Origin of the sequence: Achromobacter pulmonis (assembly GCF_002885955.2) — a bacterium.
Taxonomy (GTDB): Bacteria; Pseudomonadota; Gammaproteobacteria; order Burkholderiales; family Burkholderiaceae_B; genus Achromobacter; species Achromobacter pulmonis_A.
The window spans coordinates 685972-711763 of record NZ_POQS01000004.1 but is presented as its reverse complement, the minus strand read 5'-3'; the positions used below and the strand labels follow the sequence as shown (position 1 = coordinate 711763).

Below are 25792 nucleotides of genomic sequence, written 5' to 3'. Positions count from 1 at the left end.
TGTTCATATTATTGAAGACGGCGGACGGACCGGGGCGCTCAGCCCGGACATTGCACCGAGCCCAGCCGCGCCGGGTCGAAGTCGGGCACGCCCGGCGGCAGGGTCATCTTGCCGGTCACGACGGTCAGCGCGCAGGCATGTGCGCCCATGACGATGCCGGTGTCCTCGGCCGATTCCACTTCGAACACGTATTTCCAGCGTTGCGGCGCGGGCGCATAAAACAGGCCCGCGACCGCGATATAGGTGGCGTTTTTCGGCACCTTTTCGAGGTGTTCGTAACGCTGTCCCGGTGTCAGAGTGACCTCGCGCGAGGCGATGACGCTTTCTCCAAGCGCCGACTTTTCGGCGTCAGTATCAACCAATTGCGTGAGCGGTGCGCGCTGAAATGCCTCTGCGTTCTTCAAATAGTATATTTTCGTAACCACGGCCATCGACTGGCCGCTGCTCGAGTTCAAATTTTCTCCGGCGTGTATCGCCAATTTCACTTCGACGGGCGCGTTCGGGTCTTTTTTCAGGCCCGCCATATCCATTACGCCGCCGGTCATTCCCGCCACCGCTCCAATCGCTGAAACCGCTGCACAGCCGCTGATTACGGGGCTTGCGACGATCATGGCCAGCGCCGCCACGCGCCGTGAAAAATAGAGATGTTTTGACATGGCTCTTTATACCGGAAGCCTGCGACAACATACAGATCGCTGCACGTTAGCCGACGTTTCGTTGTGAGTTACATGAAGTAATCCTCTGTAGTGTGGCGCTAACAAAAGGTTGTTGAAATACGCGGCCTTGGTTACACCCACCTACAAGCCAGAAAAATGCACATATCCAGGGTTCTCCTTATCAGCGCCATGTTGGCTTTCGCGACCGGCTGCGCGACCTCGTCCAAACCGCCGACCGAGGCCGAATACAAACAGTCGATGACGCACGCCACCGAGACGCTGGCCAACAAGGGCAACGACCAGGCGGTCGCCGAATTCCAGGAGATCGCGCTGCGCAATCCGTCGCGCGGCGAGCCGTGGTCCTATATCGCGAAGATTCGTTTCGACGAGCAGCGCTACGGCGAGGCCATCGTCGCGGCCGACGAGGCGCTGAACCGGGAACCCGAGGATTTCACCGCCAAGACCGTGCGCGCCGTGGGCGGGCTGCGGGTGGCGATGCAGTCGCTGGCCGACCTGCGCGCCGACGCACTGCTGGCCGGCAACGCCAAGACCGACGCGGTGGCGCTGGCCGCCGCCATGCGCGAAACCCTGGGCCAGGACGTGTTGTTCCCCGAAGGTTACAAGCCGCCGCGCCGCCAGCCGCGCCGCAATGACGCGCAGCGCGCCGCGCCGGCCGCCGCCGTCGCGCCTGCGGCCGCCGCCGTCGCGCCCGCGGCCGCGCAGTCGGCGGCCGTGCCCGCCAAGCCGGTGGCCAGCCCCGCTACCAATACAGCAGCCAGCCCGGCGCCGACGCCGGCCCCGGCCCCGGCGCCCGCTCCTGCGGGCCGGGCGCCGGACCCGTTCGGCAATCTCCTCAAACCCTGATCGGGCATCCGGCCCCGTCACTATGCACTTCGCTTGGAGCCCCCATGGCTAAGAAAGAAAGCGTTCAGAAACGACTCCAGAAGGTCCGTCCGCCGCGCGTCCAGTTGACCTACGACGTGGAAAAGGGCGACGCGATCGAACAGAAAGAGCTTCCCTTCGTCGTGGGCGTGGTGGGCGATTTCAGCGCGCAGTCCGAAGCCGAGCTGCCGCGCCTGAAGGACCGCAAGTTCGTCAATATCGACGTGGACAACTTCGACGACGTGATGCGCGGGCTGGAGCCGCGCGCCGCCTACCGCGTGAAGAACCGCCTGACCGACGAGGGCGGCACCTTCGGCGTGGACCTGAAGTTCCGCTCCATCGAGGATTTCCGTCCCGAGGCCGTGGTGCAGCAGATCGAGCCGCTCAAGGAGCTGCTGGAGATCCGCACCAAGCTGGCCGACCTGCGCAACAAGCTGGCGGGCAACGACAAACTGGAAGACCTGCTGGGCGAAGTGCTCAGCAGCACCGAGAAACTGCAGCAACTGACCAGCGAAGCCGGCAAGGACGGCAAGGGAGGCAGCAATGAGTAATTCCGCCGCCGCGCAGAACGCGTCCGCGCCGGCCGCCGAGGCCGAATCGGGCCTGCTGGACCAGATCGTCGAGCAGAGCCGCGTCGCCAAGTCCAGCGCCGAACACGACCGCGCCAAGGACCTGATCGGCGAACTGGCGCGCGAAGTCATGAAGGGCACCGTGGTCGTCTCCGACAACCTGTCGGCGATGCTGGACGCCCGGGTGGCCGAGCTGGACCGCCTGATCTCGGCCCAGCTGAGCGAGGTGATGCACGGCGCCGAATTCCAGAAGCTGGAAAGCACCTGGCGCGGCCTGCACTACCTGTGCCAGGAGAGCAACACCGGCCCCATGCTCAAGATCAAGGTGCTCAACGTCACCAAGCGCGACCTGGTGCGCGACTTCCAGACCGCGATCGACTTCGACCAGAGCCTGATGTTCAAGAAGGTCTACGAAGAAGAGTTCGGCACCTTCGGCGGCTCGCCCTTCGGCGCGCTGCTGGGCAATTTCGAGATCACGCGCCAGCCCGAGGACATGTACTTCATCGAGCAGATGTCGCACGTGGCCGCGGCCTCGCACGCCCCGTTCATCGCCTCGGCCTCGCCCGAGCTGCTGGGCCTGGACAGCTTCGCCGACCTGGGCCGTCCGCGCGACCTGGCCAAGGTGTTCGACACGGTGGAATACACCAAGTGGCGCAGCTTCCGCGATTCGGAAGACTCGCGCTACGTGGGCCTGACCATGCCGCGCTTCCTGGGCCGGCTGCCCTATGACCCGAAGGAGGGCACCTCGGTCGAGGGCTTCAACTTCGTCGAGGAAGTCGACGGCACCGATCACGCCAAGTACCTGTGGTGCAACGCCGCCTGGGCCTTCGGCGCGCGCCTGACGGCGGCGTTCGCGGACTTCGGCTGGTGCGCGGCGATCCGCGGCGTCGAAGGCGGCGGCCTGGTGGAGAACCTGCCCACCCATACCTTCAAGACCGACGACGGCGAGATCGCGCTGAAGTGCCCCACGGAGATCGCCATCACCGATCGCCGCGAAAAGGAACTGAGCGACCTGGGCCTGATCCCGCTGGTGCACTGCAAGAACTCGGACTACGCGGCCTTTTTCGGCGCGCAGTCGGTGCAGAAGGCCAAGAAATACAACACCGACAGCGCCAACGCCAATGCGGTGCTGTCGGCGCAGCTGCAATACATATTCTCGGTATCGCGAGTGGCCCACTACCTGAAGGCCATGATGCGCGACAAGATCGGCAGTTTCGCCTCCGCGCAATCGGTCGAAAGCTTCCTGAACCGCTGGGTCTCGCAGTACGTGCTGCTGGACGACAACGCCAATCAGGAGCAGAAGGCGCAGTTCCCCCTGCGGGAGGCATCGGTGCAAGTCGCCGAAGTGCCGGGTCGCCCCGGCGTGTTCAGGGCCGTGGCGTTTTTGCGGCCTCATTTCCAGCTCGACGAGCTTTCGATTTCGCTGCGCCTGGTCGCGGAGCTGCCGGCCCAGGCCCAGAAGTCGTAAGCGCCTAGGCTGGATTCGATGATTTTTTACTGGAGAGGCTATTAATGAAGGACATCTACGTCAAATTCGGCAATCCTGCGCTCAAGGGCGAATCCCAGGACAAGGACCACCCTGACTGGATCGAAGTCGGATCGTGGCGCCACGAGATCATTCAGCCGCGTTCGGCTACCGCCTCGACCTCGGGCGGCCACACGGCCGAGCGCACCGAGCATGGCGAGATGGTCTTCACCAAGGACCTGGACGTGGTCAGCCCGCTGCTGTATCAGCATGCCTCGGGCGGCACCACCTTCGACGAAGTCACCATCGACTTCCTGCGCGCCGACGGCGAGGGCAACCGCGTCAAGTACCTGGAAATCAAGCTCAAGTACGTGATCATCTCGCGCGTGGCCCCCGAGGTCGTCAGCGAAGGCCTGCCGCATGAATCGTTCTCGCTGAAGTACGCCGCCGTGCAGTGGAAGTACACGCAGCAGAAGGTCGGCGGCAACCAGGGCGGCAACTCCCAGGGCGCCTGGAGCCTGACCAAGAACGACAAGACGTATTCGGTCTGAACCTGACCGCGTAAGACGGTAAAGGCAGCGGCCCGCCGCGGGCCGCTGCCTTTCCTGAATGAGGTCCGCATGAAAGGATTCGAACCGAGCCTGTTCGACAAGCTGTTCGACGGCGACGGGCAAGCGCCGCATGCGCTGCGGCGCCTGTCGGTGGAGGAAATCAAGGAAACCGTCGCGCGCGACATCGAGGCCCTGCTCAATACGCGCATGGTCTTCACCGAGGAATCGCTCAAGCGCTATCCGAACTGCCAGCGCTCCATCCTCACCTATGGACTGTCCGATTTTTCCGGCCTGAGCCTGGCCAGCCATTACGACCGCGAATTCATCTGCCGCTCGCTGGAACAGGCGATCGCCCGCCACGAGCCGCGGCTGACGCATGTGCGGGTCATGCTGCAGGTCGATGGCCGCGCCACGTCGGTGCTGTATTTCGCGATCACCGCGATGCTGGACGTGGGCCCGGCGCATGAGCCGGTGACCTTCGATGCGACGCTGCAGCCGTCCACTTTGCAGTATTCGGTGAGCAAGGGCTGGGCCAAGGCCGCGGCCGCCGCCTGAACCAACAACAGAACACGCGGGCGCCGGCGCCACGCCGCCGGCGGAGAAGGGAAAGATGGAAGAACTGCTGCCATATTACGAACGCGAACTGGGTTTCCTGCGCAGTTCGTCGCGCGATTTCGCGCAGCGCTATCCCAAGATCGCCGGGCGGCTGGGGCTGTCGGGCGAGACCTGCGAAGATCCGCACGTGGAGCGGATGATCGAGTCGTTCGCCCTGCTGGGCGCGCGCATCAACAAGAAGCTCGACGACGACTATCCGGAGTTCACGGAAGCATTGTTCGAGGTGATGTACCCGCATTACTTGCGCCCGTTTCCTGCGTGCTCGGTGGCGCAGTTCGACATGGGCGGCGTGGCCGCCCAGTTGACCGCGCCGGTGCGCCTGCCGCGCGGCACCGAGCTGAAGTCCCATGCCGTGCGCGGCGTGGCCTGCCGTTTCCGCACGGCCTACGACGTGACGCTGGCGCCGGTGGCGATCCGCCAGGCGGGCTTCGCGTCCACCGCCAACGCGCCGTCGTCCACCTCGCTGCCGCCGGGCGTGACGGGCCGGCTGTCGCTGACCCTGGCCTGCCTGGCCGAGACGCAGAACTTCTCCACGCTGGCCGTGGACAGGCTGCGCGTCTATCTGCACGGCGAACCGTCCTTCGTCGCGGCGCTGCGCGACTGCCTGTTCCTGCGCACGGCGGCCGCCTACACGGAGACGCAGCCCGGCCGCTGGAACCGCCTGGCGCAGGCGCCGCTGGCGCAGGTGGGCCTGGCCGAAGAGGACGCGCTGATCGATTTTCCCGCCAGCTCGCATCCGGCCTACCGGCTGCTGGCCGAGTATTTCGTCTTCGCCGAGAAATTCAATTTCGTGGACATCGACCTGGCGGCCTTGGGGCCCGCCCTGGGCGCGGTCCGCGAATTCACGCTGCATCTGCCGGTCGCCGGCCTGCGCGCCGACTCCAATACGGCGCGGCTGCTGGAATCGGCGTCCGCCGACAATTTCCGGCTGGGCTGCACGCCGGTGGTCAACCTGTTCGCCCAGCGCGCCGACCCCATCCGCGTCACGCACGCCGCGGCCTCTTATCCGGTGGTGGCCGACGCGCGCCGCGCCTATGGCTACGAGGTCTATTCCATCGACCGCGTGCGCCAGGTGCGCCAGAACGCCAGGGGCGATTCGGTCGTCGAATTCCGGCCCTTCTATTCGCTGCACCACGGCGAGACGCCCGACGGCGCCAGCCACTACTGGACCGCGCGGCGCGACGCGATGGTGGCCGAGCGCAGCCCGGGCTACGAGATGGAGCTGTCCATCGTCGACATCGATTTCGATCCGTCCGTGCCGCAGACCGAAACCCTGAGCCTGGAGCTGACCTGCACCAACCGGGACCTGCCTTCGCACCTGGCGGTGGGCCAGCCCGGCGGCGACCTGTTCCTGGAGGGCGGCTCGGTCGCGCGCGAAATCCGCATGCTGCGCCGTCCCACCCATACGCATCGCTTCCAGCAGGGCCGCGCGGCGCACTGGCGCCTGATCTCGCACCTGGCGCTGAACCATCTGTCGCTGGTGCAAAGCGGCCTGCCGGCGCTGAAGGAAACGCTGCGCCTGTACGACCTGTCGCACGCCGCGGTGGCGGCCCGCCAGATCGAAGGGCTGGTGGGGCTGGACTACAAGCCCGCCACGCACTGGATGCCGGGCGAGCCGTTCGCCACCTTCGTGCGCGGCATCGAGATCCGGCTCACGATCAATGAAGACAATTTCGTCGGCACCAGCCTGCATGCCTTCGTCGCGGTGCTGAACCGCTTTTTCGGCCTGTACGTGCACGCCAACAGCTTCGTGCAGCTGGTGGTGCTGTCGCGCCGCGGCTCGGAAGAAATCCTACGGTGTCCCCCATGCAACGGCGACGCGATCCTAGCGTAATCGAGGCGCTGCTGGCCGAGCCGCAGCGCTTCAAGTTCTTCCAGGCCGTGCGCGTGCTGGAGCTGTGGTTCGCGCGCCAGGAGGGCACGCGCGCGCGCAACGCCGTGCCGGCCCACCTGCGCTTCCTGAATTCGTCTTCGCTGGGCTTTCCGGCCAGCGAGATCGCCGGCCTGACGGCCTACGACAAGGACGGCCAGGCGCTGGACGACGCGCAGGCGCGCCTGGCGGCGCTGGCCGAAGGCAAGCTGGGGCGGGTGGAGATCGAGCCGGCCTTCTTCGGCCTGCTGGGCGCGCAGGGCGCCTTGCCGCTGCATTATTCCGAGATTCTGAGCCACCGCGAAAGCGCCCGGCGCGACCGCGGGGCGCGCGCGTTCTTCGACATCTTCTCGAACCGCGCCGCGGCGCTTTTCTATGCGGCCTGGAAGAAGTACCGCATGCCGCTGCGCCACGAGACCGAGCAGGACCATCACTACCTGCCGCTGTTGCTGGCGCTGGGCGGCATCGGTCATCCGGCCCTGCGCGACCGCCTGCACGCGGGCCAGGGCCAGGTGTACGACGAATCGCTGGCCCATTACGCCGCCGCGGCGCGCCAGCGCCCGGTGTCGGCCGCCTACCTGCAGCGGGTGCTAGCCGATTACTTCCAGGTGGACATCCGCGTCGAGCAGTTCGTCGGCCGCTGGTACCACGTGCCGCTCGAGCATCGCACGCGCCTGGGCATGCCGGGCGCGGTGCTGGGCGTGTCCGCCATGGCGGGCGAGCGCATCTGGCAGCGCGACATGCGCATCCGGCTGTGGATCGGCCCGCTGTCCAAGGCCGCGTTCGGCGATTTCCTGCCGGGCGGGGCGCGCGCGCAGGCGCTGGAGAAGCTGCTGACCATGTTCGGCGGCATGAGCTTCGAATACGAGGTGCGGCTGGTGATGGCCAGGGCGGACGTGGCCGGCAGCATGCTCGGCGGCGACGGCGGCGCCGGCGCGCGCCTGGGCTGGAACTCTTTTCTCTGCACCGAACCCGCGGCGTCGGATCGCGACGACGCCAGCTACGAACTGCACACCATTCACTAGAACAAGCACCATGGCCACACCCCTGAAAACCCTGATCGGGAAACTGAACCAGACCTGCCGCCAGGCCGCCGAGCGCGCCGCCAGCCTGTGCATGGCGCAAGGCCATTACGAAGTGGACCTGGAGCACCTGTTTCTGGCGCTGCTGGAAAAGCCCGCCAGCGACTTCAGCATCGTGGCGCGCCGCAGCGGCATCGACGCCTCGGGGCTGGAAGCCGACCTGAACGCGGAAATCCGCGGATTCAAGAACGGCAACACCCGCACGCCGGTGTTCTCGCCGCACCTGCCGCGCTTGTTCGAACATGCCTGGCTGATCGCGTCGCTGGACACGCAGACCACGCGCATCCGCTCCGGCCATCTGCTGCTGGCGCTGCTGACCGAGCCCGACCTGGCCCAGCTCGCGCGGCGCGGCTCGCGCCTGTTCGAATCGTTCCGGCTGGAAGAACTGAAGCATGATTTCGCCGCGCTGACGGCCGGCTCGGAAGAGGCCGGACAGTCGGTGGCGCTGGGCGAGGGCGCGCAGCAAGAGCCGGCGCCGGCCGCCGGCCTGTCCAAGACGCCGGCGCTGGACCAGTACACCGCCAACCTGACCGAGCGCGCGCGCGAAGGCAGGATCGACCCGGTCATCGGCCGCGACGCCGAGATCCGCCAGATGATGGACATCCTGACCCGCCGGCGCCAGAACAACCCCATCCTGACCGGCGAGGCCGGCGTGGGCAAGACCGCGGTGGTCGAAGGCCTGGCGCTGCGCATCGTGGCCGGCGACGTGCCGCCGGCGCTGGCCGGCGTGGCGCTGCGCACGCTGGACATGGGTCTGCTGCAGGCCGGCGCCAGCGTCAAGGGCGAATTCGAGAACCGTCTGAAGAACGTCATCGACGAGGTCAAGCAAAGCGCCACGCCCATCATCCTGTTCATCGACGAGGCCCACACCATGATAGGCGCGGGCGGGCAGGCGGGCCAGAACGACGCGGCCAACCTGCTCAAGCCGGCGCTGGCGCGCGGCGAACTGCGCACCATCGCCGCCACCACCTGGAGCGAATACAAGAAGTACTTCGAGAAAGACGCCGCGCTGGCGCGGCGCTTCCAGGTGGTCAAGGTGGAAGAACCCAGCGAGACGCTGGCCGCCAGCATGCTGCGCGGCATGGCGCCGCTGATGGAAGCGCACTTCGGCGTGCGGGTGCTGGACGAGGCCATCGTGGCGGCGGCGCGCCTGTCGCACCGCTACATCAGCGGCCGCCAGCTGCCGGACAAGGCGGTCAGCGTGCTCGACACCGCCTGCGCGCGCGTGGCCCTGGGCCGCAGCGCCACGCCGGCCCTGATCGACGAGGCGCGCCACCGCCTGGCGCGCCTGGAAACCGAGCGCGCCGCGCTGCGCCGGGAGGCCGCCGCCGGCGGCTCCCAGGGCGCGCGCCTGCGCGAGCTGGACGAGGAAATGGACGCCACGCGCAAGACGCTGGCCGAATCCGAGGCGCGGCTGGCCCAGGAAAGCGAGCTGGTGCGCCAGATCCACGCGCTGCGCGTAGAGCTGGAGACGGCGGGCGAGGAGGCCGCGCCGGAGCCGGCCGCCAAGCGCCGCGCCGCCAAGGCGCCCGAACCCACGCCGGCCCAGGCGCAGCTGGCCGCGCTGCAGCAGGAGCTGCGCGCGCTGCAGGGCGAAACGCCGCTGGTGCCGGCCTATGTGGACGCCCAGGTCATCGCCGAGATCGTCTCGGCCTGGACCGGCATACCGCTGGGCCGGATGGTCAACGACGAGATCCGCACCGTGCTGGAACTGCAGCCGCTGCTGGCCGAGCGCGTCATCGGCCAGGACCACGCCCTGCACGCCATCGCCCAGCGCGTGCGCACGGCGCGCGCCGGCCTGGAAGATCCCAACAAGCCCAAGGGCGTGTTCCTGTTCGTCGGCCCCTCGGGCGTGGGCAAGACCGAGACCGCATTGGCGGTCGCCGACGTACTCTACGGCGGCGAGCGCAAGCTCATCACCATCAACATGAGCGAGTACCAGGAGGCCCACAGCGTTTCCGGCCTGAAGGGTTCGCCGCCGGGCTACGTGGGCTACGGCGAGGGCGGGGTGCTGACCGAGGCGGTGCGCCGCCAGCCCTACAGCGTGGTGCTGCTCGACGAGATCGAGAAAGCCCATCCGGACGTGCTGGAGCTGTTCTTCCAGGTGTTCGACAAGGGCGTGATGGACGACGCCGAGGGCCGCGAGATCGACTTCCGCAACACGCTCATCATCCTGACCTCCAACGTCGGCTCGTCGGCCATCATGCAGGCCTGCCTGAACAAGAGCGCCGAGGAACGGCCCGGCCCCGAGGCGCTGCAGGAACTGCTGGCGCCGCAGCTGTACAAGGCCTTCAAGCCCGCCTTCCTGGGCCGCATGAAGACCATCGCCTACTACCCCGTGGACGACGACGCGCTGGCCCGCATCATCGGCCTGAAGCTCGGCCGCATCGCCGAGCGCGTGCAGGCCAATCACCGCGCCGTGTTCGAATGGGACGAGGCGCTGGTCGAGGCCGTGCTGGCCCGCTGCACCGAGGTGGACACGGGCGCGCGCAACGTCGACCACATCCTGAACGGCACGCTGCTGCCGCAGATCGCCGAGCAGGTGCTGAGCCGTATGGCGCAGGGCGAGGCCATCGCGCGCATCCGCGTCACCGCCGGCAAGAACGGCGACTTCCGCTACCGCCTGACCTGAACCCGGAGCCGCCGCCATGCCCCAGGATTCCTCCGGACTTTCCCGCCTGTCGACCGCCGGTATCGAGCAGGCCAACCGTCTCCTGAACCTGAGCACGCCGCTGGGCGAAAACCGCCTGGTGGCCGAGACGCTGTCGGCGCGCGAGCAATTGGGCGCGGGCGCCTGCCGGCTGGATCTCACGGCGCTCTCCGACGACGCCCATATCCCGCTGAAAGCGCTGCTGGGCCAGCCCGTGACGCTGCGCCTGCAGACCGCGCTGGACCGCGCGCAGCCGCGCATCTGGCACGGCCACGTGACCGCGGCGCAATTCCGCGGCGCCAACGGCGGCCTGGCGCGCTACGGCCTGACCGTGGAGCCCTGGCTGGCCTTTCTGCGCGCCCGCCGCGACAGCTTCGCCTATCAGGACAAGACGGTGTTCGACATCGTCGAGAGCATTTTCGGCGACTACAACGGGCAGGGCACGTTGGCGCCGCAATGGCGCTGGGACGTGAAGGACCGCGCCGCCTATGCCAGGCGCAGCCTGACCATCCAGTACCGTGAAACCGATTACGCCTTCGTGGAGCGCCTGCTGGCCGAAGAAGGCCTGTTCTACTGGGTCGAGCACCAGGCCGACGGCCACACCCTGGTCATCGCCGACCACAACGGCGCGTTCCAGCCCGGGCCGCAGGCCAGCGTGCGTTTCGCGCGCGCCGATGTCACCGAGACGCAGGACAGCATCCAGCAATGGAGCCAGCGCAAGCGCTGGCAGACCAATGCGGTGCGCCTGGCCAGCTGGGACTACCGCAGCGTCCAGGCGCGGCCGGTGGCGGCGCAGGCGCAGATGGAGGCGCATGCCGATGCGCAAGCGGGCGCCATCGAGCTGGCCTGCAACGACTACCCCGGGCAGTACGCGTACGAAGACGGCGCGCAGGGCGAACGGCTGGCGCACAACGCGCTGGCCGCCATCCGCGTGCGCGAGCAGAGCTACGAGGGCGCGGGCACCGTGCGCACGCTGGCGCCGGGGCAGCGCTTCGAGCTGACCGGCCATTACCAGCAGGGCGGGCCGTCGGCCTATGTGGTGATCGCCATCGACCACCAGGCCCGCAACAACTTCGACGCCGACCTGGGCCGGGCGCAGGGCGGCGGCGCGGACGCACACGATCGGGCGGACTTCTACCGCAACACGTTCACCTGCATCGGCATGGAGACGGAGTTCCGCCCGGCCACGCGGGACGGCCATGGCGAACGGCTGCATCCGCGCCCCACCGTCTTCGGCGCGCAGACCGCGCTGGTGGTGGGCGCGCAAGAGCCGGTGCATACCGACCGCGACCATCGCGTCAAGGTGCAATTCCATTGGCAGCGCGGCAAGGCCGCCAGCAGCCGGCTGGCGCATCCGTCCGGCGACGAGAACGCGCCGGCCGCGGACGAGCTGGGCGCCTGGGTGCGCGTGGCCGAACCGGTGGCCGGCGGCGACTGGGGCGGCCATTTCGTGCCGCGCGTGGGCCAGGAAGTGCTGGTGGAATTCCTGCATGGCGACATCGACCGGCCCGTGGTGGTGGGCGCGCTCTACAACGGCGAAGGCGCCGAGGACGCGCCGCACAACCAGGTGCAGGCGGGCGCGGCCAACGCCACCGGCAATGCGCCGGCCTGGTTCGCCGGCGGCAGCGACGGCCACGCGCACAACGCGGTGATGTCCGGCTTCAAGACCCAGGCCCTGCCGGCCAGCGGCGCGGGCACCGGCGGCTACAACCAGCTGGTGCAGGACGACACGCCCGGACAGGCGCGCCTGACCGCCTCCACCACGCAGGCCGATACGCGCCTGAACCTGGGGCACATCAAGCAGCAGCGCGACAACGAGCGGCTGGAAGACCTGGGCCACGGCGCCGAGCTGTCCACGCGCGAGTCCATGGCGCTGCGCGCCGGCGCCGGCCTGCTGATCAGCGCCGACCTGCGCGAGAACGCCGAGGGCGCGCTGCTCGACAGCGCCGAGGCCGCCAGGCAGATCGAACGCGCCATGGAATCGGCCAGGGAGCTGGCCGACATGGCGGCCAGGCAGAAGGCCGTGCTGGAAGACGATCCGGAAACCGTGCCGGCGCAGGACGCGCTCGAACACGTGCTGGAGGTGGTGGAAGCGACGCAGGAAGGCGCGGGCGATTCGTCCGGCGAGCCGGTGGCGGCCTACAGCGAACCCCATGTCCAGGTCAGCGCGCCCAGCGGCATCGGCCAGTACACGCCGGCCGACGCCTTCCTGGCGGCGGGCGGCACCTTCGCGCAGGTGGCGCCGGACGTGAACTGGGTCAGCAGCGCCAACGTGGCGCTGGGCGTGGCCGCCGGCGCGGTGCTGTTCACGCTGGGCAACCCGCCTTCGGGCGCGCGCGCGGTCAAGGATCAGGGCCTGCGCCTGCACGCCGCCGGCGGCAGGCTGCGGCTGCACAGCCAGGACGCGAAGATGGCGCTGTCCGCGGAGAAGGCAGTGACCGTCTCGTCGTCCGCGGCCAGCGTCACGGTCGAGGCCAAACAGCGCCTGCTGGCCACCGCGGGCGGCGCCTATCTGCGGGTCGAGGGCGGCGGCATTCAGCTGCATGCGCCGGGCAAGGTGGAATTGAAGGCGGGGGTGCACAGCTGGGTGGGGCCGGAAAGCAGCCAGCCGAATCTGGCCTTCAGCGAAGCCGGCCCCTTGTGCGAGGCGCGCGTGCGCGGCGCGGCCCAGCGCGGCGGCGCCGTGGTGCCGCTGAGTTGAACGGGCGTTGCGAGAGGAGGGCGGCATGCTCGATTACCAGGCGTTCGACGCCTTCGGCTTCGGTCTTATCCAGGACGAGCGCGCGCGCGGCGTGCCGGCGTTCGTTCAGCCGGAGGTCCTGGTGCCGCCGGCGCTGCGGAAGATGCCCGGCCTGATGCCGAGGCTGGTGGACCTGTCCGCCATGCAGGCCGTGCACAAGGCGCAGGTCCTGGCGGGCCTGAACCAGGCGGTTGTCGATGACGAGGAATTCTGGCTGGGCCTGTTGCTGCAATCGGACCGGCAAGTCGACGCCGTGGCCGCGCATTGCCGTTCGCGCATGATCGTCGACATCGACGGCCAGGGGCCGTGCTTCTTCCGTTTCTTCGATCCGCGCGTGCTGGCGCAACTGCCGTGGATCCTCGACGCGGCGCAACTGGCCTGGCTTTGCGGGCCGGTGCAGCGCTGCATGTTCCGCCTGGACGGGGCGTGGCAGGCGGTGGACCGGCCGGATGCCGCGCCGTCGCCGCGCCTGCGCCTGAGCGCGGAACAGTCGTTCGCGCTGATTCATATGCAGGCGTTGAACGAAGTGCTGGCCGGCCTGGAAACGCTGGCGCCGGACGGGCGCGTGGCCCTGGGGCAGGCCGTGATGGGGCATTTCCGCGCCGCCCGGGACCTGGGGCTGAAATCGCTCGAGGAGCGCAAGGCGTTCGCGCGGCATGGGCTGGAGGTGCATCCGGCCTTCCATCGCCACGAACGGGTGCGCGCCTGCCTGGCGGCCATGCAGCCGGAAGATGATTATCCATACCTGGCCGCGGTCCAGGATCTGTCGGACGAAGACTGGGCCGCCGTGCGCGCGGATATGGAACGAACTGGAGAGCCCGATGGCCGATGAAGTAAAGAACTGCGAAAGAAGGCGTTCGTCGCTGGATTGCGGCGAGGATTGCCCGTTTCACCGTATCGGCCTGCCCATCATGCCGCTGCGCTACGCGGTGTTGAAGAACGACGCGATCTTCCCCGCGCTCGATGGCGACCTGGACATGCCCGAGCTGCGCGAACGGCCGCTGGGCGAGGGCGCGCGCTATGGCGTGCGTCTGCTGCGCACCGGCTATCTGTACGTCTATGACGAAGCGCGCTCCGAGCTGAAAGGCTATTACGTCAACGAGAACGCCACCCTGTACAACTTCGACCTCGACAAGCCGGTGGAAGATTGCGACCGGGCGTTCACGTGCGCCTCCCAGGACCATGAGGCCAAGGCGTCGTTGCTGACGATTCCCAACGCCAGGAACGCGACCTTCGTCTGGCTCGCGTTTTCGGACGTGCAATGGACCAAGGACGTCTGCAAGGCCCACAAGGGCAGAAAGGGCGCCGAGATGCGCCAGCGGCACATGTTCAAGTTCGACGTGCAAGCCTGGCTGAGCGGCAAGAAGCACCCGCAGGCCAAGAGCATCAAGACCTTGAAGGACACGGTGGCCGATTACGTGGTCCACCGCAAGCGCGAACTGGACCCTTACGGCAAGCAGCAGCTGCTGGGCTGGAGCACCGTCGGCTACTACAACGTCAAGGGTTGGATGGGCGAGCCGATCGAGGACGCGGCCGAGGCGTTCTCGCCGGGCAACGGGCTGATGCTGGCCTTGCCGGACGGCACGGGAATCCTGCAGGACATCGCGCGGCTGATGCGCATGCGTTTCGATGATTTCGTCTCGAACAAGGAGGACCTGCGGCCGCTGACCGTGTCGAAGTCCATCGAGTCGATCAGCGAGATCGTCATGCAGTCCGCGGAAAGCGACTTCCTGCGCCGGCGCGGCCAGGATGCGACCAACTATTCCGTCTACGGGACCAGCACTCCGCACATGGCGGTCGGCCCGGGCGGCGCCGGGGCCGAGGGCCTGGCGGTGGGCCAGTTGCTGCTGGACTGGCTGATGCCGGAGAACCGCGAGGGCCGCCTGGCCGAGGCCGACAATTACCGCCATCCGACCGAGGAAGAGCGGCGCAAGGTGCGCTGGGACGCCTGGAGCAAATACTTCGACAACTATGACGAGAACGCCCGCAGGGCGTGGCAAAGCGGTTTCGACGACCGCCTGGCGAAGTTCGACGCCGGGATCATCGTGCCCATGGCCAAGGCGCACGTGGCGTGGATGACCTGCGAAAACACGCTGGAGTCGTTCCAGTGCAATTACGACGCCAACAATGCCGACAGCGGCGAGGTCTACCAGACCGTTCTCGCCCTGTGCATCGACGGAACCCAGGACAAGCGCGTCTGCTTCCAGTTGTACGCCGACTGGCTGCAAGGGAACCCGGAGGACACTCGCAACATCGTGCTGCGGGCCATGTTCCACAACCAGGACTTCGTGGTCAAGAAGGTCGTCGATGCGCACGAGGCGGCCGTCGACTGGAAGGGAATTCCCTGGAGCAATCTGCACGAGGCCTACAAGACCGGGCTCAAGGTGCTGAGCGAAGGCCAGATGGATAAGACCGCACGCCTGCTCGAACAGATCATGGGGCCGCTGGTGCACGTCCTGAGGCTGGGCGTGGATAGCGCCGTCGCGCGCAGGCTGGCGATGTATATGGGGCTGCTGTCGCGCCAGGACGTGGCGATCGTCGAGGTCGAGGGCGGCCGAAAATCATTCCGCGCCGCGCTGATCCGGGAAATCATGCGCCAGCATGGCGGCAGGGTGGACCTGCGCCAGATGGAGCGCGCGGTGGCCGAAGAGTTGCGCCGCCTGGAAGTGCGCGGCGAACAGATCGAAGGCAGCGACAAGAAGCGCTGGTTCATGCTCGTGGACAGACAGGCCGCCGCCAGCGTGCCGGCGGACATGCGGGCCGGCGACCGGGCCCGGGCGCTGGCGCAGACGACCATGACGATCGAGCAGTACGAGGCCAGGGAGTTGTCGCGCTGGCGCACGACGATCAATACCGACGTGCGGCTTGGCGTGGTCGGCTGCGTGTTCCAGACGGTGGCGGTGTACAAGCTCTGGAGCGACCTGGAATCGGCCATGCCGCACGAGCGCAGCGACGCGAGCTGGAAATTCGTGGTCGGCATCGCTTCGGCCGGCGGCTCGGTGGCCGACGTGCTGGGCGCGGCGCTCAAGGCCAGGGCCGCCGGCGGCATGCGCCTGGGCGTGGGCGTGTCTCTGGACGCCACCGGCTCATTGCTCGCCCGCTGGGGTAGCCGGGTCGGGGTCGTCACCGGCGTCATCATGGCGGTGTTCGATTTCAAGTCGGCCACGGACCAGTTCGTGATCGAGAAGAACGGCCTGATGGGCGGCCTGTACGTCGCCTCGGGTATCCTCAGCCTGATCGTCATCAGCGCCTTCGCCATGTCGGCCACGCTGGTGGGCCTGATCGCGGCGGTGTTCCTGATCATCGTGGCGGTGCTGATCGAGAAGTTCAAGGGAAACAAGATCGACGAGTGGCTCAAGCGCTGCCTGTGGGGCAAGCTGCAGGGGCAGCCCGGCGCCGACTATTACTACGGGGTGCAGCAAGAAATGAACAGCCTGCGCGTGGCGCTTGGAGGCTCGTGATGGACTTCTCGGGCCTGATGTCCAGGTTTCCCGACAATCGTCCGCTTTCGGAATTCGACCGCGAACACCGCCTGTCGCAGAAAAAGCGCCTGGACGTGGCGCCGCATGCCGAGCTTTGCGTCGTCAGGATGAATTCCAACGCCCTGCTGTCGGTGGACCGCTGGTACGGCTGGCGCGGCTTCATCGCCTTGATCGGCGGCATAGGCGTGGCCTTCGGCGTGGGCGGCATCCTGATGCTGGCCTGGATCCTGCTGGCGCACGACCTGCCCAACGAAAACGGCCTGTGGGAGGGCATCTTCATCAGCATGGCGATGTGCGCGGCGCTGGCCGCGGCGGGGGCGTGGGTCGCGTGCAAGGAGATGTTCCGCTGGACCTGGTACCCCATTGCGCTGGACCGCAAGCGCCGGCTGGTGCACGTATTCCGGCTGGACGGCAGTATCCTGACCGCGCCCTGGGACAAGATCTATTTCACCCTGGGCCGGGGAAAGGGCGCGATGGGCTGGTTCAACTGGGATATCCGCGGCCTGATCCTGGCCCGGGACGGCGTCACGGTCGAGGAGACTTTCGCCTTCAGCATCGCCACGGGCCGCATCGAGAACGCCCATGCCCACTGGGAATTCCTGCGCCGCTACATGGAGGAAGGCCCGCAGGCGGTGCAGGACGCGGTCCTGTACTGCATGCCGGTGGACGGCAAGCGCGAGAGCTTCGCCTTCTCCAAGGAGCGCGTGTTCGCCAACGACGCGCGCGGCCCCGGCTTCATGTACCTGACCTTGATTCCGTTCAACTACCTGCACGCCATCATGCGCTGGATGGTGATGCGGACCAGCAAGATCCCGGCGTTCCCCCCCGAGATCGAGGCCACGCTGCAGCCCGAGCCTGGCGACAAATACGTGCGGGACGCGTCGATGAATCCCGAGGACCTGCGTTAGGGATGAAGCGTCGGCTTCGACCGCAATACCCGGCAAGTGCGCTTTTTCGTGCATGACGGGCTGGGCGGCGCGGTCACGGTTCCCTGGGGCGATGCCTCCGTGTTCTTTCACATCGGGCGCGGCGCTCAGAACGGGAATCTTCCCGATCTGCGTTGCCCTGTGCTCAGGAACGATCGGGTGATGCAGACGTTTACCGTGGGCCATTACTGGCGCCATGAAAACCACGTGCGCGCGGTACGAGTTCGCGCGGGACCGGGCAATCTACCGGCGCGCGGCCGAACGGCATCGGCAGCGGCAACGCTGGAAGTAGCGGAGCCGGCGGCGGCCGGCCACCGGCAGGCGGGGTTTTGCGCTAGGATTAGCCGCAGCAATTTCCCGCCGTCCTCTCTGGAGCCCCCCGCATGGCCGACCTCAGCGCCTTTCCCATCACCAAGAAGTGGCCCGCCCGGCATCCCGACCGCATCCAGCTGTATTCGCTGCCCACGCCCAATGGGGTGAAGGTGTCGATCATGCTGGAGGAAACCGGGCTGCCCTATGAGGCCCACCGGGTCAGTTTCGATACCAAGGACCAGTTCTCGCCGGAATTCCTTTCGCTCAGCCCGAACAACAAGATTCCGGCGATTCTCGATCCCGATGGTCCCGAGGGCAAGCCGCTGGGCCTGTTCGAGTCGGGCGCCATCCTGATCTATCTGGCCGGCAAGACTGGCAAGTTCCTGCCGGCGGATACGGCGGGGCGCTACGAGACGCTGCAGTGGGTCATGTTCCAGATGGGCGGCATCGGGCCGATGTTCGGCCAGCTGGGCTTTTTCCACAAGTTCGCCGGCAAGGACTTCGAGGACAAGCGTCCGCGCGACCGCTATGTGGAAGAGTCCAAGCGCCTGCTGGGCGTGCTGGATAAGCGGCTGGAAGGGCGCGACTGGGTGATGGGCGACGAATACACCATCGCCGACATCGCCATCCTGCCCTGGGTGCGCAATCTGGTGGGCTTTTACGGCGCGGGCGAGCTGGTGGAGTTTTCCCGCTACAAGAACGTCGGCCGGGTGCTGGAAGCCTTCGTGGCCCGCGCGGCGGTGGCCAGGGGCCTGACGATACCGGCCTGAGCCGCTCATGGAACTGCGCCAGCTGCGTTATTTCGTACGGGTCGTGGAGGCCGGGAGCATCGGCCGCGCGGCCCAGTCCATCGGCATGGTCACGTCGGCGCTCAGCCAGCAGATCAGCCGGCTGGAGGGCGAGCTGGCCACGCGGCTGCTGCGGCGCAGCGCCAGCGGGGTGGAGCCGACCGACGCGGGGCTGGCGTTTTTCCGGCAGGCGCAGCTGGCGCTGCGCCATGCCGACGACGCCGTCCAGGCCGCGCAGCAGGCCCGGCTGGCCGGCCACGTCAGCGTGGGCCTGCCGTCCACCACGGCCGCCATCCTGGGCGCGGCCTTCGTGCAGGCCATGAACCAGCGCTATCCGGATATCCGCCTGCACCTGGTGGAGGCGCTGTCCGGCCATTTGAGCGACATGCTCAACGGCCGCATGCTGGACCTGGCCATTGTGTTCCAGGCCGAGTCGGCGCGCCGCTGGAGCGTGATGCCGCTGCTGGACGAGCCGCTGTTCCTGCTGGCCCGGCCCGGCATGCCGGGGCTGCCGCCGGGCGAAACCACGCGCATCGAGGCCATCGCGCACCTGCCGCTGGTGCTGCCCAGCGGGCGCCACGGGCTGCGGGCGCTGGTCAACCACGCCTACCAGCAGTCGGGCCACGCGCCGCTGGTGGCGGTGGAGGTCGATGGCCTGCCGGTGCTCATGGACGTGGTGCAGCTGGGCCACGTCGCCACCATCCAGCCCAGTTCGGCCATGGCGCGGATCGCGCCGGGCCAGCTGCACATGGCGCGCATCGACGATGCCCACCTGTTCCGCCCGAATCTGCTGGCCAGCCTGTCCGAGGACGAGCTGTCGCCCGCGGCGCTGGCCGCGCGGCTGGTGCTGGCGGACGTCTCGCGCGCGTTGGCGCGCGAGGGCAAATGGCCGGTGGTGACCCTTCACGATTCATGAAGACCCGTTGACGGCTGGCTGATATCGGCCGGCGGCCGCGCTGGCTACAGTGCGTTCCTTGAAAGAGGAACAACGGCATGGTCGACGTCTTGGTGATAGGAGGGGGCAACGCGGCGCTGTGCGCGGCCCTGATGGCGCGCGAGGCCGGCGCCAGCGTGCTGCTGCTGGAAGCGGCGCCGCGCGAGTGGCGCGGCGGCAATTCGCAGCACACGCGCAACCTGCGCTGCATGCACGACGCGCCGCAGGACGTGCTGGTCGACGCCTATCCCGAGGAAGAATACTGGCAGGACCTGCTCAAGGTGACGGGCGGGCTGACCAACGAACACCTGGCGCGGCTGGTCATCCGCGAGTCCTCGACCTGCAGGGACTGGATGCGCCGCCACGGCGTGAATTTCCAGCCGCCGCTGTCGGGCGCGCTGCACGTGGCGCGCACCAACGCGTTTTTCATGGGCGGCGGCAAGGCCCTGGTCAATGCCTATTACCGCAGCGCCGAGGCGCTGGGCGTGCGGATCCGCTACGAGGCGCCCGTGGATGCGCTGGAGCTGGACGGCGGCCGTTTCGTGGCCGCGCGCATCGGCGCCGAGCGTATCGAGGCGCGCGCCTGCGTGCTGGCGGCGGGCGGCTTCGAGTCCAACCGCGAATGGCTGCGCGAGGCCTGGGGCCAGAACGAGCGCGGCGAATGGCCGGCCGACAACTTCCTCATCCGCGGCACGCGCTTCAACATGGGCGTGCTGCTGAAGTTCATGCTGGACGCCGGCGCCGACGGCATCGGCGATCCGTCGCAGTCGCACTGCGTGGCCATCGACGCGCGCGCGCCGCTGTATGACGGCGGCATCTGCACCCGCATCGACTGCGTGTCGCTGGGCGTGGTGGTCAACCGCGAGGCGCGCCGCTTCTATGACGAGGGCGAGGATTTCTGGCCCAAGCGCTACGCCATCTGGGGCCGGCTGACGGCCATGCAGCCGGGCCAGATCGCGTATTCCATCATCGACGCCAAGGCCGTGGGCCGCTTCATGCCGCCGGTGTTTCCGGGCGTGAAGGCCGATACGCTGCCGGAGCTGGCGGCCAAGCTGGGCCTGGACCCGGTTGCTTTCGAGCAGACCATCCGCCAATACAACGAGGCCTGCCGCGTCGGCAAGTTCGACCACACGGCGCTGGACGACTGCCATACCGAAGGCCTGACGCCGGCCAAGACGCACTGGGCGCGGCCCATCGACACGGCGCCGTTCTACGGCTATGCGCTGCGGCCCGGCATCACTTTCACCTATCTGGGCCTGAAGGTGGACGACACCGCCGCGGTCCGTTTCAACGACGTGCCCAGCGACAACCTCTTCGTCGCGGGCGAAATGATGGCCGGCAACGTGCTGGGCAAGGGCTATACGGCCGGGGTGGGCATGTCCATCGGCACGGCCTTCGGCCGCATCGCCGGCACCCGGGCCGCCGCCGCAGCGGCGCGCACCCGGCACAACGCGGAAAGCACGACATGAAGCAACTTGAAGCCTTGGCCCGCGAGGCGCAGTCTTTCCCGGGATCGAAGCCGGCCATGACCGAGCAGACCATACACTGGCATGGCGGCGCCAAGCCGCAGGCCGGCGCGCTGACGGACGACGAAACCGAAGTGGCGCGCGTCATGCAGATCTGCAACGCCTGCCGCTATTGCGAAGGCTTTTGCGCGGTATTTCCCGCCATGACGCGCCGCCTGGAGTTCGGCAAGGCAGACATCAATTACCTGGCCAATCTGTGTCACAACTGCGGCGCCTGTCTGCACGCGTGCCAGTACGCGCCGCCGCACGAGTTCGCGGTGAACGTGCCGCAGGCCATGGCGCGCGTGCGGGTGCAGACCTATACCGACTATGCCTGGCCGCCGGCGCTGGGCCGGCTGTACAAGCGCAACGGCCTGGCCCTGTCGCTGGCCACGGCCGCCGGCCTGGCGCTGTTCCTGGCCCTGGCGGCGCTGATGGGCGGCGGGCTGCTGCACGAGCCGCTGGCCGGCGATTTCTACGCCGTGTTCCCGCACAACACGCTGGCGCTGATGTTCGGCGTGGTCTTCGGCCTGGCCGTGCTGGCGCTGGGCGTGGGCGTGACGCGCTTCTGGCGCGACGTCAGCCCGGGGGCGGCGTCCGGCGCGGCGGTGGCCGAGGCCGCGCATGACGCGCTGCGCCTGCGCTACCTGGACGGCGGTCACGGCAAGGGCTGCAACAACGCGGACGACGCCTTCACGCTGTGGCGCCGGCGCTTCCACCACTGCACTTTCTACGGCTTCATGCTGTGCTTCGCGGCCACCGGCGTGGCCACGCTGTACCACTACCTGCTGGGGCAGCCGGCGCCGTATCCGTTCTGGAGCGCGCCGGTGCTGCTGGGCACGGCCGGCGGCATCGGCCTGCTGATCGGGCCGGCCGGCCTGCTGTGGCTGAACCTCAAGCGCCATCCGCAGCAGGGCGACGCCGCGCAAAAGCCCATGGACCGCGGCTTCATCGCGCTGCTGTTCCTGACCAGCGCCACCGGGCTGGCGCTGCTGGCCGGCCGCGACGGCGGGGCGATGGCGCTGCTGCTGGCGATCCATCTGGGCGTGGTGATGGCGCTGTTCCTGACGCTGCCCTACGGCAAGTTCGCCCACGGCATCTACCGTTCGGCCGCGCTGCTGAAGTGGGCCATCGAGAAACGCCAGCCCAACAAGCTGCAGCTGGGCTCGGACTGAACGGCCGCGCCGCTTTCCACAATAACGAAACCAGGAGACTTCAATGTTCCGCACTTCCCTGCTGGCGCGCGCCGCGCTGGCCGCCTGTCTGCTGCCGGCCCTGCCGGCGGCGCAAGCCCAGTCCTTTCCCGAAAAGCCGATCACGCTGGTCGTGCCGCATTCCGCCGGCGGCACTTCGGACATCCTGGCGCGCACCGTGGCGGCCGAGGCCGCCAAGACCCTGGGGCAGACCATCGTCGTCGAGAACAAGGGCGGGGCCAACGGCACCATCGCGGCCAAGCAGGTGGCCACTTCCGCGCCGGACGGCTATACGCTGCTGCTGGCCACCGCCAGCACGCACGGCATCAACCCGTCCTTGTACTCGCGCATTTCGTACGACGCGGTGAAGGACTTCACCCCCGTCACGCTGCTGGCCACCGTGCCCAACGTGCTGGTGATCGGCAAGCAGGTGCAGGCGTCCAACGTGCAGGAGCTGATCGCCTTCATCCGCTCGCAGGGTGACCGGATCAACATGGGTTCGGCCGGCGCGGGCACGCCCGGCCACCTGGCCGGCGAGATGTTCAAGAGCGCGGCCGGCCTGCAGTTCACGCACGTGCCTTACAAGGGCGGCAGCCCCGCCATCACGGATCTGATCGGCGGCCAGATCGACTTCATGTTCACCACCATTCCCGGCGTGCTGCCGCAGGTCAAGGCGGGCGCGCTGCGCGCGCTGGCGGTGACCTCGCCGCAGCGTTCGCCGGCCATGCCGGATACGCCCACCATGGCCGAGGCCGGCCTGGCGGGCTTCAAGGCGGTCTCGTGGCACGGCATCGTCGCGCCCGCGGGTACGCCCGACGCGGTCGTGGCCAGGCTGAACCAGGCGCTGGGCGGCGCGCTGGCTTCCCCGGCCGTCAAGCAGCGTCTGATGGAAGAAGGCGCGCAGGCTTCCGGCCTGAGCACGGCCGAGTTCGGCGCCTTCATCCAGGCCGAGATCGCGGCCTGGGCCAAGGCGGTCAAGGATTCGGGCGCGACGGCGAACTAGCCAGCAGCTTGCCGAGCGTGGCCATGCCTTGCTCCATCTCCGGGTTCCAGGGATGGCCGGCGTTCAGGCGCAGGAAGTTGCCGAAGGCCCCCGAGGCCGAGAACAGCGGGCCCGGCGCGATGCTGATGCCGTGCCCCAGCGCGGCGCGATGGACCTTGAGCGTGTCGATGCCCGCCGGCAGCTCCACCCACACGAAGTAGCCGCCCGCCGGCCGTGTGGCGCGCGTGCCTTTGGGGAAGTAGCGGGCGATGGCCTGCAGCAGTTCGCCCTGCTGCTGGGCCAGCGCCTGGCGGAACTGGCGCAGGTGCCGGTCGAAGCCGCCTTTCTCCAGGTAGGCGGCGATGGCGGCCTGGGTGGGCGCGGCCGTCGCCAGGCTGGTGGTCAGCTTGTTGCGCATGATCCGGCGCGTGTAGCGGCCCGCGGCCACCCAGCCCACGCGGTAGCCCGGCGCAAGGGTCTTGGAGAACGACGAGCAGTGCATCACGATGCCTTCGCGGTCATAGGCCTTGGCGGGGCGCGGGCGCTGCTCGCCGAAGTACAGCTCGCCGTAGACGTCGTCTTCGATCAGCGCCACGCCGTGGCGGGTCAGCAGGGCGACCAGCGCTTCCTTTTTTTCGTCCGGCATCAGGCTGCCCAGCGGGTTCTGGAAGGTGGTCATGAGCCAGCAGGCGCGCGGATGGTGTTGCACGATGGCCGCTTCCAGCGCCTGCAGGTCTATGCCTTCGCGCGGGTGGGTGGCGACCTCGATGGCGTGCAAATGGTTGCGCTCCAGCGATTGCAGCGCCGCGTAGAAGGTGGGCGATTCGACGATGACGGCATCGCCCGGCTCGGTCACCGCGGCCAGGCTCAGGTTCAGCGCGTCCAGCGCGCCGTTGGTGATGATGATGTCGTCGACCGGCACCGACATGCCGTCGGCCAGGTAGCGCAGCGCGATGGCGCGGCGCAGCGCGGCGTCGCCGGGGCTGAGGTCGTCGATGGAACTCCAGGGGTCCAGGCGCTGCGCCGAGGCCGCCATGAACTTCGCCAGCCGTCCGTAGGGCAGCAGCGACGGGCTGGGAAAGGCCGAACCGAAGGGCAGCATGTCGCGGCGCAGGGTGGCGTTGAGCACCTGCAGCACGTTGTCGCTGACGTCCACCGGATGGCGGCCGGCGCTGGCGCTGGACAGGCCGTCGGGCTCGGGCAGCGCGGCGTGCGGCGCGCGCAGCACGTAGTAGCCGGAGCGGTCGCGCGCGCGGATCAGGCCGCGCGCCTCCAGCAGGTAATAGGCCTTGAATACGGTCGAGGGGCTCACGCCGCGGCTGGCGCTGGTCTGCCGCACCGAGGGCAGGCGGTCGCCGGCCTGCAGCAGTCCCGAGCGGATCGAGGCGGTTATTTCTTCTGTCAGCCGTTCATAGCGTTTCATGGCGGGTCCGTGGGTTCAGGTCGACATGCCGATGGATCTCATGACCAGGCGCAGCGCAAAGGCGGCCGCGCCCAGCGCCGCGACGCTGCATGTCCAGATTATCGCCAGCCACAGCAGGCGGCTGCGCCACGAGGGCAGGGTGGCGGGGGTACGGTTCATCAATGGAACTCCTCGCCGGTGCGCACCTTGCCGCGGAACACATAGTAGGACCAGGCGGTGTACATGAGAATCACGGGAATGATGGCCAGCGCGCCCACCAGCGCGAAACCCTGGCTTTGCGGCGGCGCGGAGGCCGTCCAGATGGACACGTCGGGCGGGATGATGGCGGGCCAGATGCTGATGCCCAGGCCGCTGTAGCCCAGGAACACCAGGGTCAGCGACAGCACGAAGGGGCCGGCGCCGGGCGCGCCGCGCACGCGGCGCAACAGCTCGAAGCCGGCGGCCGCGACCAGCACCGGCACGGGCAGGAACCAGAACATGCCGGGCAGGCTGAACCAGCGCTGCGCGATTTGCGGCTGCGCCAGCGGCGTCCAGGCGCTGAGCGCGGCGATCACCGCCAGCAGCGCCAGCGTCAGCGGCCGGGCGATGGCGCACATGTGGCGGTACAGGCGGCCCTCGGTCTTCATGATGAGCCAGGTGCAGCCCAGCAGCGCATAGGCCGCCACCAGCCCGGCGCCGGTGAACAGCGAAAACGGGCTGATCCAGTCCCAGGGGCCGCCGCTGTAGACGCGGTCCGTCACCGGGATGCCTTCGATGTAGGCGCCCAGCGTCACGCCCTGGAAGAAGGTGGCGCAGACCGAGCCGGCGACGAAGGCGCGGTCCCACAGCGGGCGGTGGTGTTCGTCGGCCTTGAAGCGGAACTCGAACGCCACGCCGCGGAAGATGAGGCCCAGCAGCATGAACACCAGCGGCAGGTGCAGCGCGTGCAGGATCACCGAGTAGGCCAGCGGGAACGCCGCCAGCAGGCCGGCGCCGCCCAGCACCAGCCAGGTTTCGTTGCCGTCCCACACGGGCGCCACGGTGTTGACCATCACGTCGCGTTCGTCGCGGTCGGAGATCAGCGGAAACAGGATGCCGATGCCCAGATCGAAGCCATCCATGATCACGTACATCATCACGCCGAACAGGATGATGACGGCCCATACCAGTGCAAGGTCGATGCCCATG

Annotated in this window: 21 protein-coding genes; 17 read left to right on the top strand and 4 right to left on the bottom strand. The window is 68.2% G+C overall.

Annotated elements, in window-relative coordinates; translation table 11 throughout:
- Positions 1–38: 38 nt before the first annotated feature.
- Positions 39–656: a type VI secretion system lipoprotein TssJ gene (tssJ, locus tag C1I89_RS18425; protein WP_246842458.1), complete on the bottom strand. Its 618-nt coding sequence runs from the start codon at positions 654–656 to the stop codon at positions 39–41.
- A gap of 189 nt (positions 657–845) precedes the next feature.
- Here tssJ and C1I89_RS18420 point away from each other — a divergent pair, with 189 nt between their 5' ends.
- The 17 genes from C1I89_RS18420 to C1I89_RS18340 all read left to right on the top strand — a co-directional run bounded on the left by C1I89_RS18420 (position 846) and on the right by C1I89_RS18340 (position 23223).
- Complete coding sequence (locus tag C1I89_RS18420; protein ID WP_102774072.1) at positions 846–1520, top strand: hypothetical protein; 675 nt, start codon at positions 846–848, stop codon at positions 1518–1520.
- Between the two features lie 44 nt (positions 1521–1564).
- Positions 1565–2089 carry a type VI secretion system contractile sheath small subunit gene (gene tssB, locus C1I89_RS18415; protein WP_006384072.1) on the top strand — a complete coding sequence of 175 codons (525 nt, stop codon included), beginning with the start codon at positions 1565–1567 and terminating at the stop codon, positions 2087–2089.
- A complete protein-coding gene (gene tssC / locus C1I89_RS18410; protein WP_102774071.1) occupies positions 2082–3575 on the top strand; it encodes a type VI secretion system contractile sheath large subunit in 1494 nt (497 codons plus the stop codon). Before tssB ends, tssC begins: the two co-directional genes overlap by 8 nt.
- A gap of 44 nt (positions 3576–3619) precedes the next feature.
- The gene (locus C1I89_RS18405) at positions 3620–4123 is read left to right on the top strand and encodes an Hcp family type VI secretion system effector (RefSeq protein WP_006384074.1); all 504 of its coding nucleotides are present in this window, start codon (positions 3620–3622) and stop codon (positions 4121–4123) included.
- Between the two features lie 69 nt (positions 4124–4192).
- Positions 4193–4678: a type VI secretion system baseplate subunit TssE gene (gene tssE / locus C1I89_RS18400; RefSeq protein WP_102774070.1), complete on the top strand. Its 486-nt coding sequence runs from the start codon at positions 4193–4195 to the stop codon at positions 4676–4678.
- Between the two features lie 55 nt (positions 4679–4733).
- A complete protein-coding gene (tssF, locus tag C1I89_RS18395; RefSeq protein WP_102774069.1) occupies positions 4734–6572 on the top strand; it encodes a type VI secretion system baseplate subunit TssF in 1839 nt (612 codons plus the stop codon).
- Entirely contained in the window at positions 6536–7633 is a 1098-nt protein-coding gene (gene tssG / locus C1I89_RS18390) for a type VI secretion system baseplate subunit TssG (RefSeq protein WP_181390983.1), read from the top strand. The genes tssF and tssG overlap by 37 nt, the downstream gene beginning before the upstream one ends.
- Positions 7634–7643: 10 nt before the next feature.
- Positions 7644–10322 (top strand): type VI secretion system ATPase TssH, encoded by a 2679-nt coding sequence (gene tssH, locus C1I89_RS18385; protein WP_102774067.1) that lies wholly within the window; start codon positions 7644–7646, stop codon positions 10320–10322.
- Positions 10323–10338: 16 nt separating this feature from the next.
- Positions 10339–13041, top strand: a complete 2703-nt coding sequence (locus C1I89_RS18380) for a type VI secretion system Vgr family protein (protein WP_102774066.1) — start codon at positions 10339–10341, stop codon at positions 13039–13041.
- Positions 13042–13066: 25 nt separating this feature from the next.
- Complete coding sequence (locus C1I89_RS18375; RefSeq protein WP_102774065.1) at positions 13067–13912, top strand: DUF4123 domain-containing protein; 846 nt, start codon at positions 13067–13069, stop codon at positions 13910–13912.
- A complete protein-coding gene (locus C1I89_RS18370) occupies positions 13902–16541 on the top strand; it encodes a T6SS effector BTH_I2691 family protein (protein WP_102774064.1) in 2640 nt (879 codons plus the stop codon). The genes C1I89_RS18375 and C1I89_RS18370 overlap by 11 nt, the downstream gene beginning before the upstream one ends.
- Entirely contained in the window at positions 16541–17470 is a 930-nt protein-coding gene (locus tag C1I89_RS18365; RefSeq protein WP_102774063.1) for a DUF6708 domain-containing protein, read from the top strand. The genes C1I89_RS18370 and C1I89_RS18365 overlap by 1 nt, the downstream gene beginning before the upstream one ends.
- A 401-nt stretch (positions 17471–17871) precedes the next feature.
- Entirely contained in the window at positions 17872–18570 is a 699-nt protein-coding gene (locus tag C1I89_RS18360) for a glutathione S-transferase N-terminal domain-containing protein (protein ID WP_102774062.1), read from the top strand.
- A gap of 7 nt (positions 18571–18577) precedes the next feature.
- Positions 18578–19504 carry a LysR family transcriptional regulator gene (locus C1I89_RS18355; RefSeq protein ID WP_102774061.1) on the top strand — a complete coding sequence of 309 codons (927 nt, stop codon included), beginning with the start codon at positions 18578–18580 and terminating at the stop codon, positions 19502–19504.
- A gap of 77 nt (positions 19505–19581) precedes the next feature.
- Positions 19582–20991, top strand: coding sequence for an FAD-dependent tricarballylate dehydrogenase TcuA (tcuA, locus tag C1I89_RS18350; RefSeq protein WP_102774060.1), 1410 nt, complete (start codon positions 19582–19584; stop codon positions 20989–20991).
- Positions 20988–22202, top strand: coding sequence for a tricarballylate utilization 4Fe-4S protein TcuB (gene tcuB, locus C1I89_RS18345; protein ID WP_102774059.1), 1215 nt, complete (start codon positions 20988–20990; stop codon positions 22200–22202). Before tcuA ends, tcuB begins: the two co-directional genes overlap by 4 nt.
- A gap of 43 nt (positions 22203–22245) precedes the next feature.
- Positions 22246–23223 carry a Bug family tripartite tricarboxylate transporter substrate binding protein gene (locus C1I89_RS18340; protein ID WP_102774058.1) on the top strand — a complete coding sequence of 326 codons (978 nt, stop codon included), beginning with the start codon at positions 22246–22248 and terminating at the stop codon, positions 23221–23223.
- Here C1I89_RS18340 and C1I89_RS18335 read toward each other — a convergent pair.
- Genes C1I89_RS18335 through cydB form a run of 3 tightly spaced genes read right to left on the bottom strand, consistent with a single transcriptional unit; the run spans position 23195 to position 25791 of the window.
- Positions 23195–24625, bottom strand: coding sequence for an aminotransferase-like domain-containing protein (locus C1I89_RS18335; RefSeq protein ID WP_102774057.1), 1431 nt, complete (start codon positions 24623–24625; stop codon positions 23195–23197). The two genes, C1I89_RS18340 and C1I89_RS18335, sit on opposite strands and share 29 nt — an antisense overlap.
- 15 nt (positions 24626–24640) lie before the next feature.
- Positions 24641–24784: a DUF2474 family protein gene (locus C1I89_RS18330; RefSeq protein WP_102774056.1), complete on the bottom strand. Its 144-nt coding sequence runs from the start codon at positions 24782–24784 to the stop codon at positions 24641–24643.
- Positions 24784–25791 (bottom strand): cytochrome d ubiquinol oxidase subunit II, encoded by a 1008-nt coding sequence (cydB, locus tag C1I89_RS18325; RefSeq protein ID WP_102774055.1) that lies wholly within the window; start codon positions 25789–25791, stop codon positions 24784–24786. The genes C1I89_RS18330 and cydB overlap by 1 nt, the downstream gene beginning before the upstream one ends.
- Between the last annotated feature and the right edge of the window lies 1 nt (position 25792).

Coding starts and splice junctions, on each gene's coding strand:
- tssJ (WP_246842458.1), bottom strand. CDS start 656: ATGTCAAAACATCTCTATTTTTCACGGCGCGTGGCGGCGCTGGCCATG.
- C1I89_RS18420 (WP_102774072.1), top strand. CDS start 846: ATGTTGGCTTTCGCGACCGGCTGCGCGACCTCGTCCAAACCGCCGACC.
- tssB (WP_006384072.1), top strand. CDS start 1,565: ATGGCTAAGAAAGAAAGCGTTCAGAAACGACTCCAGAAGGTCCGTCCG.
- tssC (WP_102774071.1), top strand. CDS start 2,082: ATGAGTAATTCCGCCGCCGCGCAGAACGCGTCCGCGCCGGCCGCCGAG.
- C1I89_RS18405 (WP_006384074.1), top strand. CDS start 3,620: ATGAAGGACATCTACGTCAAATTCGGCAATCCTGCGCTCAAGGGCGAA.
- tssE (WP_102774070.1), top strand. CDS start 4,193: ATGAAAGGATTCGAACCGAGCCTGTTCGACAAGCTGTTCGACGGCGAC.
- tssF (WP_102774069.1), top strand. CDS start 4,734: ATGGAAGAACTGCTGCCATATTACGAACGCGAACTGGGTTTCCTGCGC.
- tssH (WP_102774067.1), top strand. CDS start 7,644: ATGGCCACACCCCTGAAAACCCTGATCGGGAAACTGAACCAGACCTGC.
- C1I89_RS18380 (WP_102774066.1), top strand. CDS start 10,339: ATGCCCCAGGATTCCTCCGGACTTTCCCGCCTGTCGACCGCCGGTATC.
- C1I89_RS18375 (WP_102774065.1), top strand. CDS start 13,067: ATGCTCGATTACCAGGCGTTCGACGCCTTCGGCTTCGGTCTTATCCAG.
- C1I89_RS18370 (WP_102774064.1), top strand. CDS start 13,902: ATGGCCGATGAAGTAAAGAACTGCGAAAGAAGGCGTTCGTCGCTGGAT.
- C1I89_RS18365 (WP_102774063.1), top strand. CDS start 16,541: ATGGACTTCTCGGGCCTGATGTCCAGGTTTCCCGACAATCGTCCGCTT.
- C1I89_RS18360 (WP_102774062.1), top strand. CDS start 17,872: ATGGCCGACCTCAGCGCCTTTCCCATCACCAAGAAGTGGCCCGCCCGG.
- C1I89_RS18355 (WP_102774061.1), top strand. CDS start 18,578: ATGGAACTGCGCCAGCTGCGTTATTTCGTACGGGTCGTGGAGGCCGGG.
- tcuA (WP_102774060.1), top strand. CDS start 19,582: ATGGTCGACGTCTTGGTGATAGGAGGGGGCAACGCGGCGCTGTGCGCG.
- tcuB (WP_102774059.1), top strand. CDS start 20,988: ATGAAGCAACTTGAAGCCTTGGCCCGCGAGGCGCAGTCTTTCCCGGGA.
- C1I89_RS18340 (WP_102774058.1), top strand. CDS start 22,246: ATGTTCCGCACTTCCCTGCTGGCGCGCGCCGCGCTGGCCGCCTGTCTG.
- C1I89_RS18335 (WP_102774057.1), bottom strand. CDS start 24,625: ATGAAACGCTATGAACGGCTGACAGAAGAAATAACCGCCTCGATCCGC.
- C1I89_RS18330 (WP_102774056.1), bottom strand. CDS start 24,784: ATGAACCGTACCCCCGCCACCCTGCCCTCGTGGCGCAGCCGCCTGCTG.
- cydB (WP_102774055.1), bottom strand. CDS start 25,791: ATGGGCATCGACCTTGCACTGGTATGGGCCGTCATCATCCTGTTCGGC.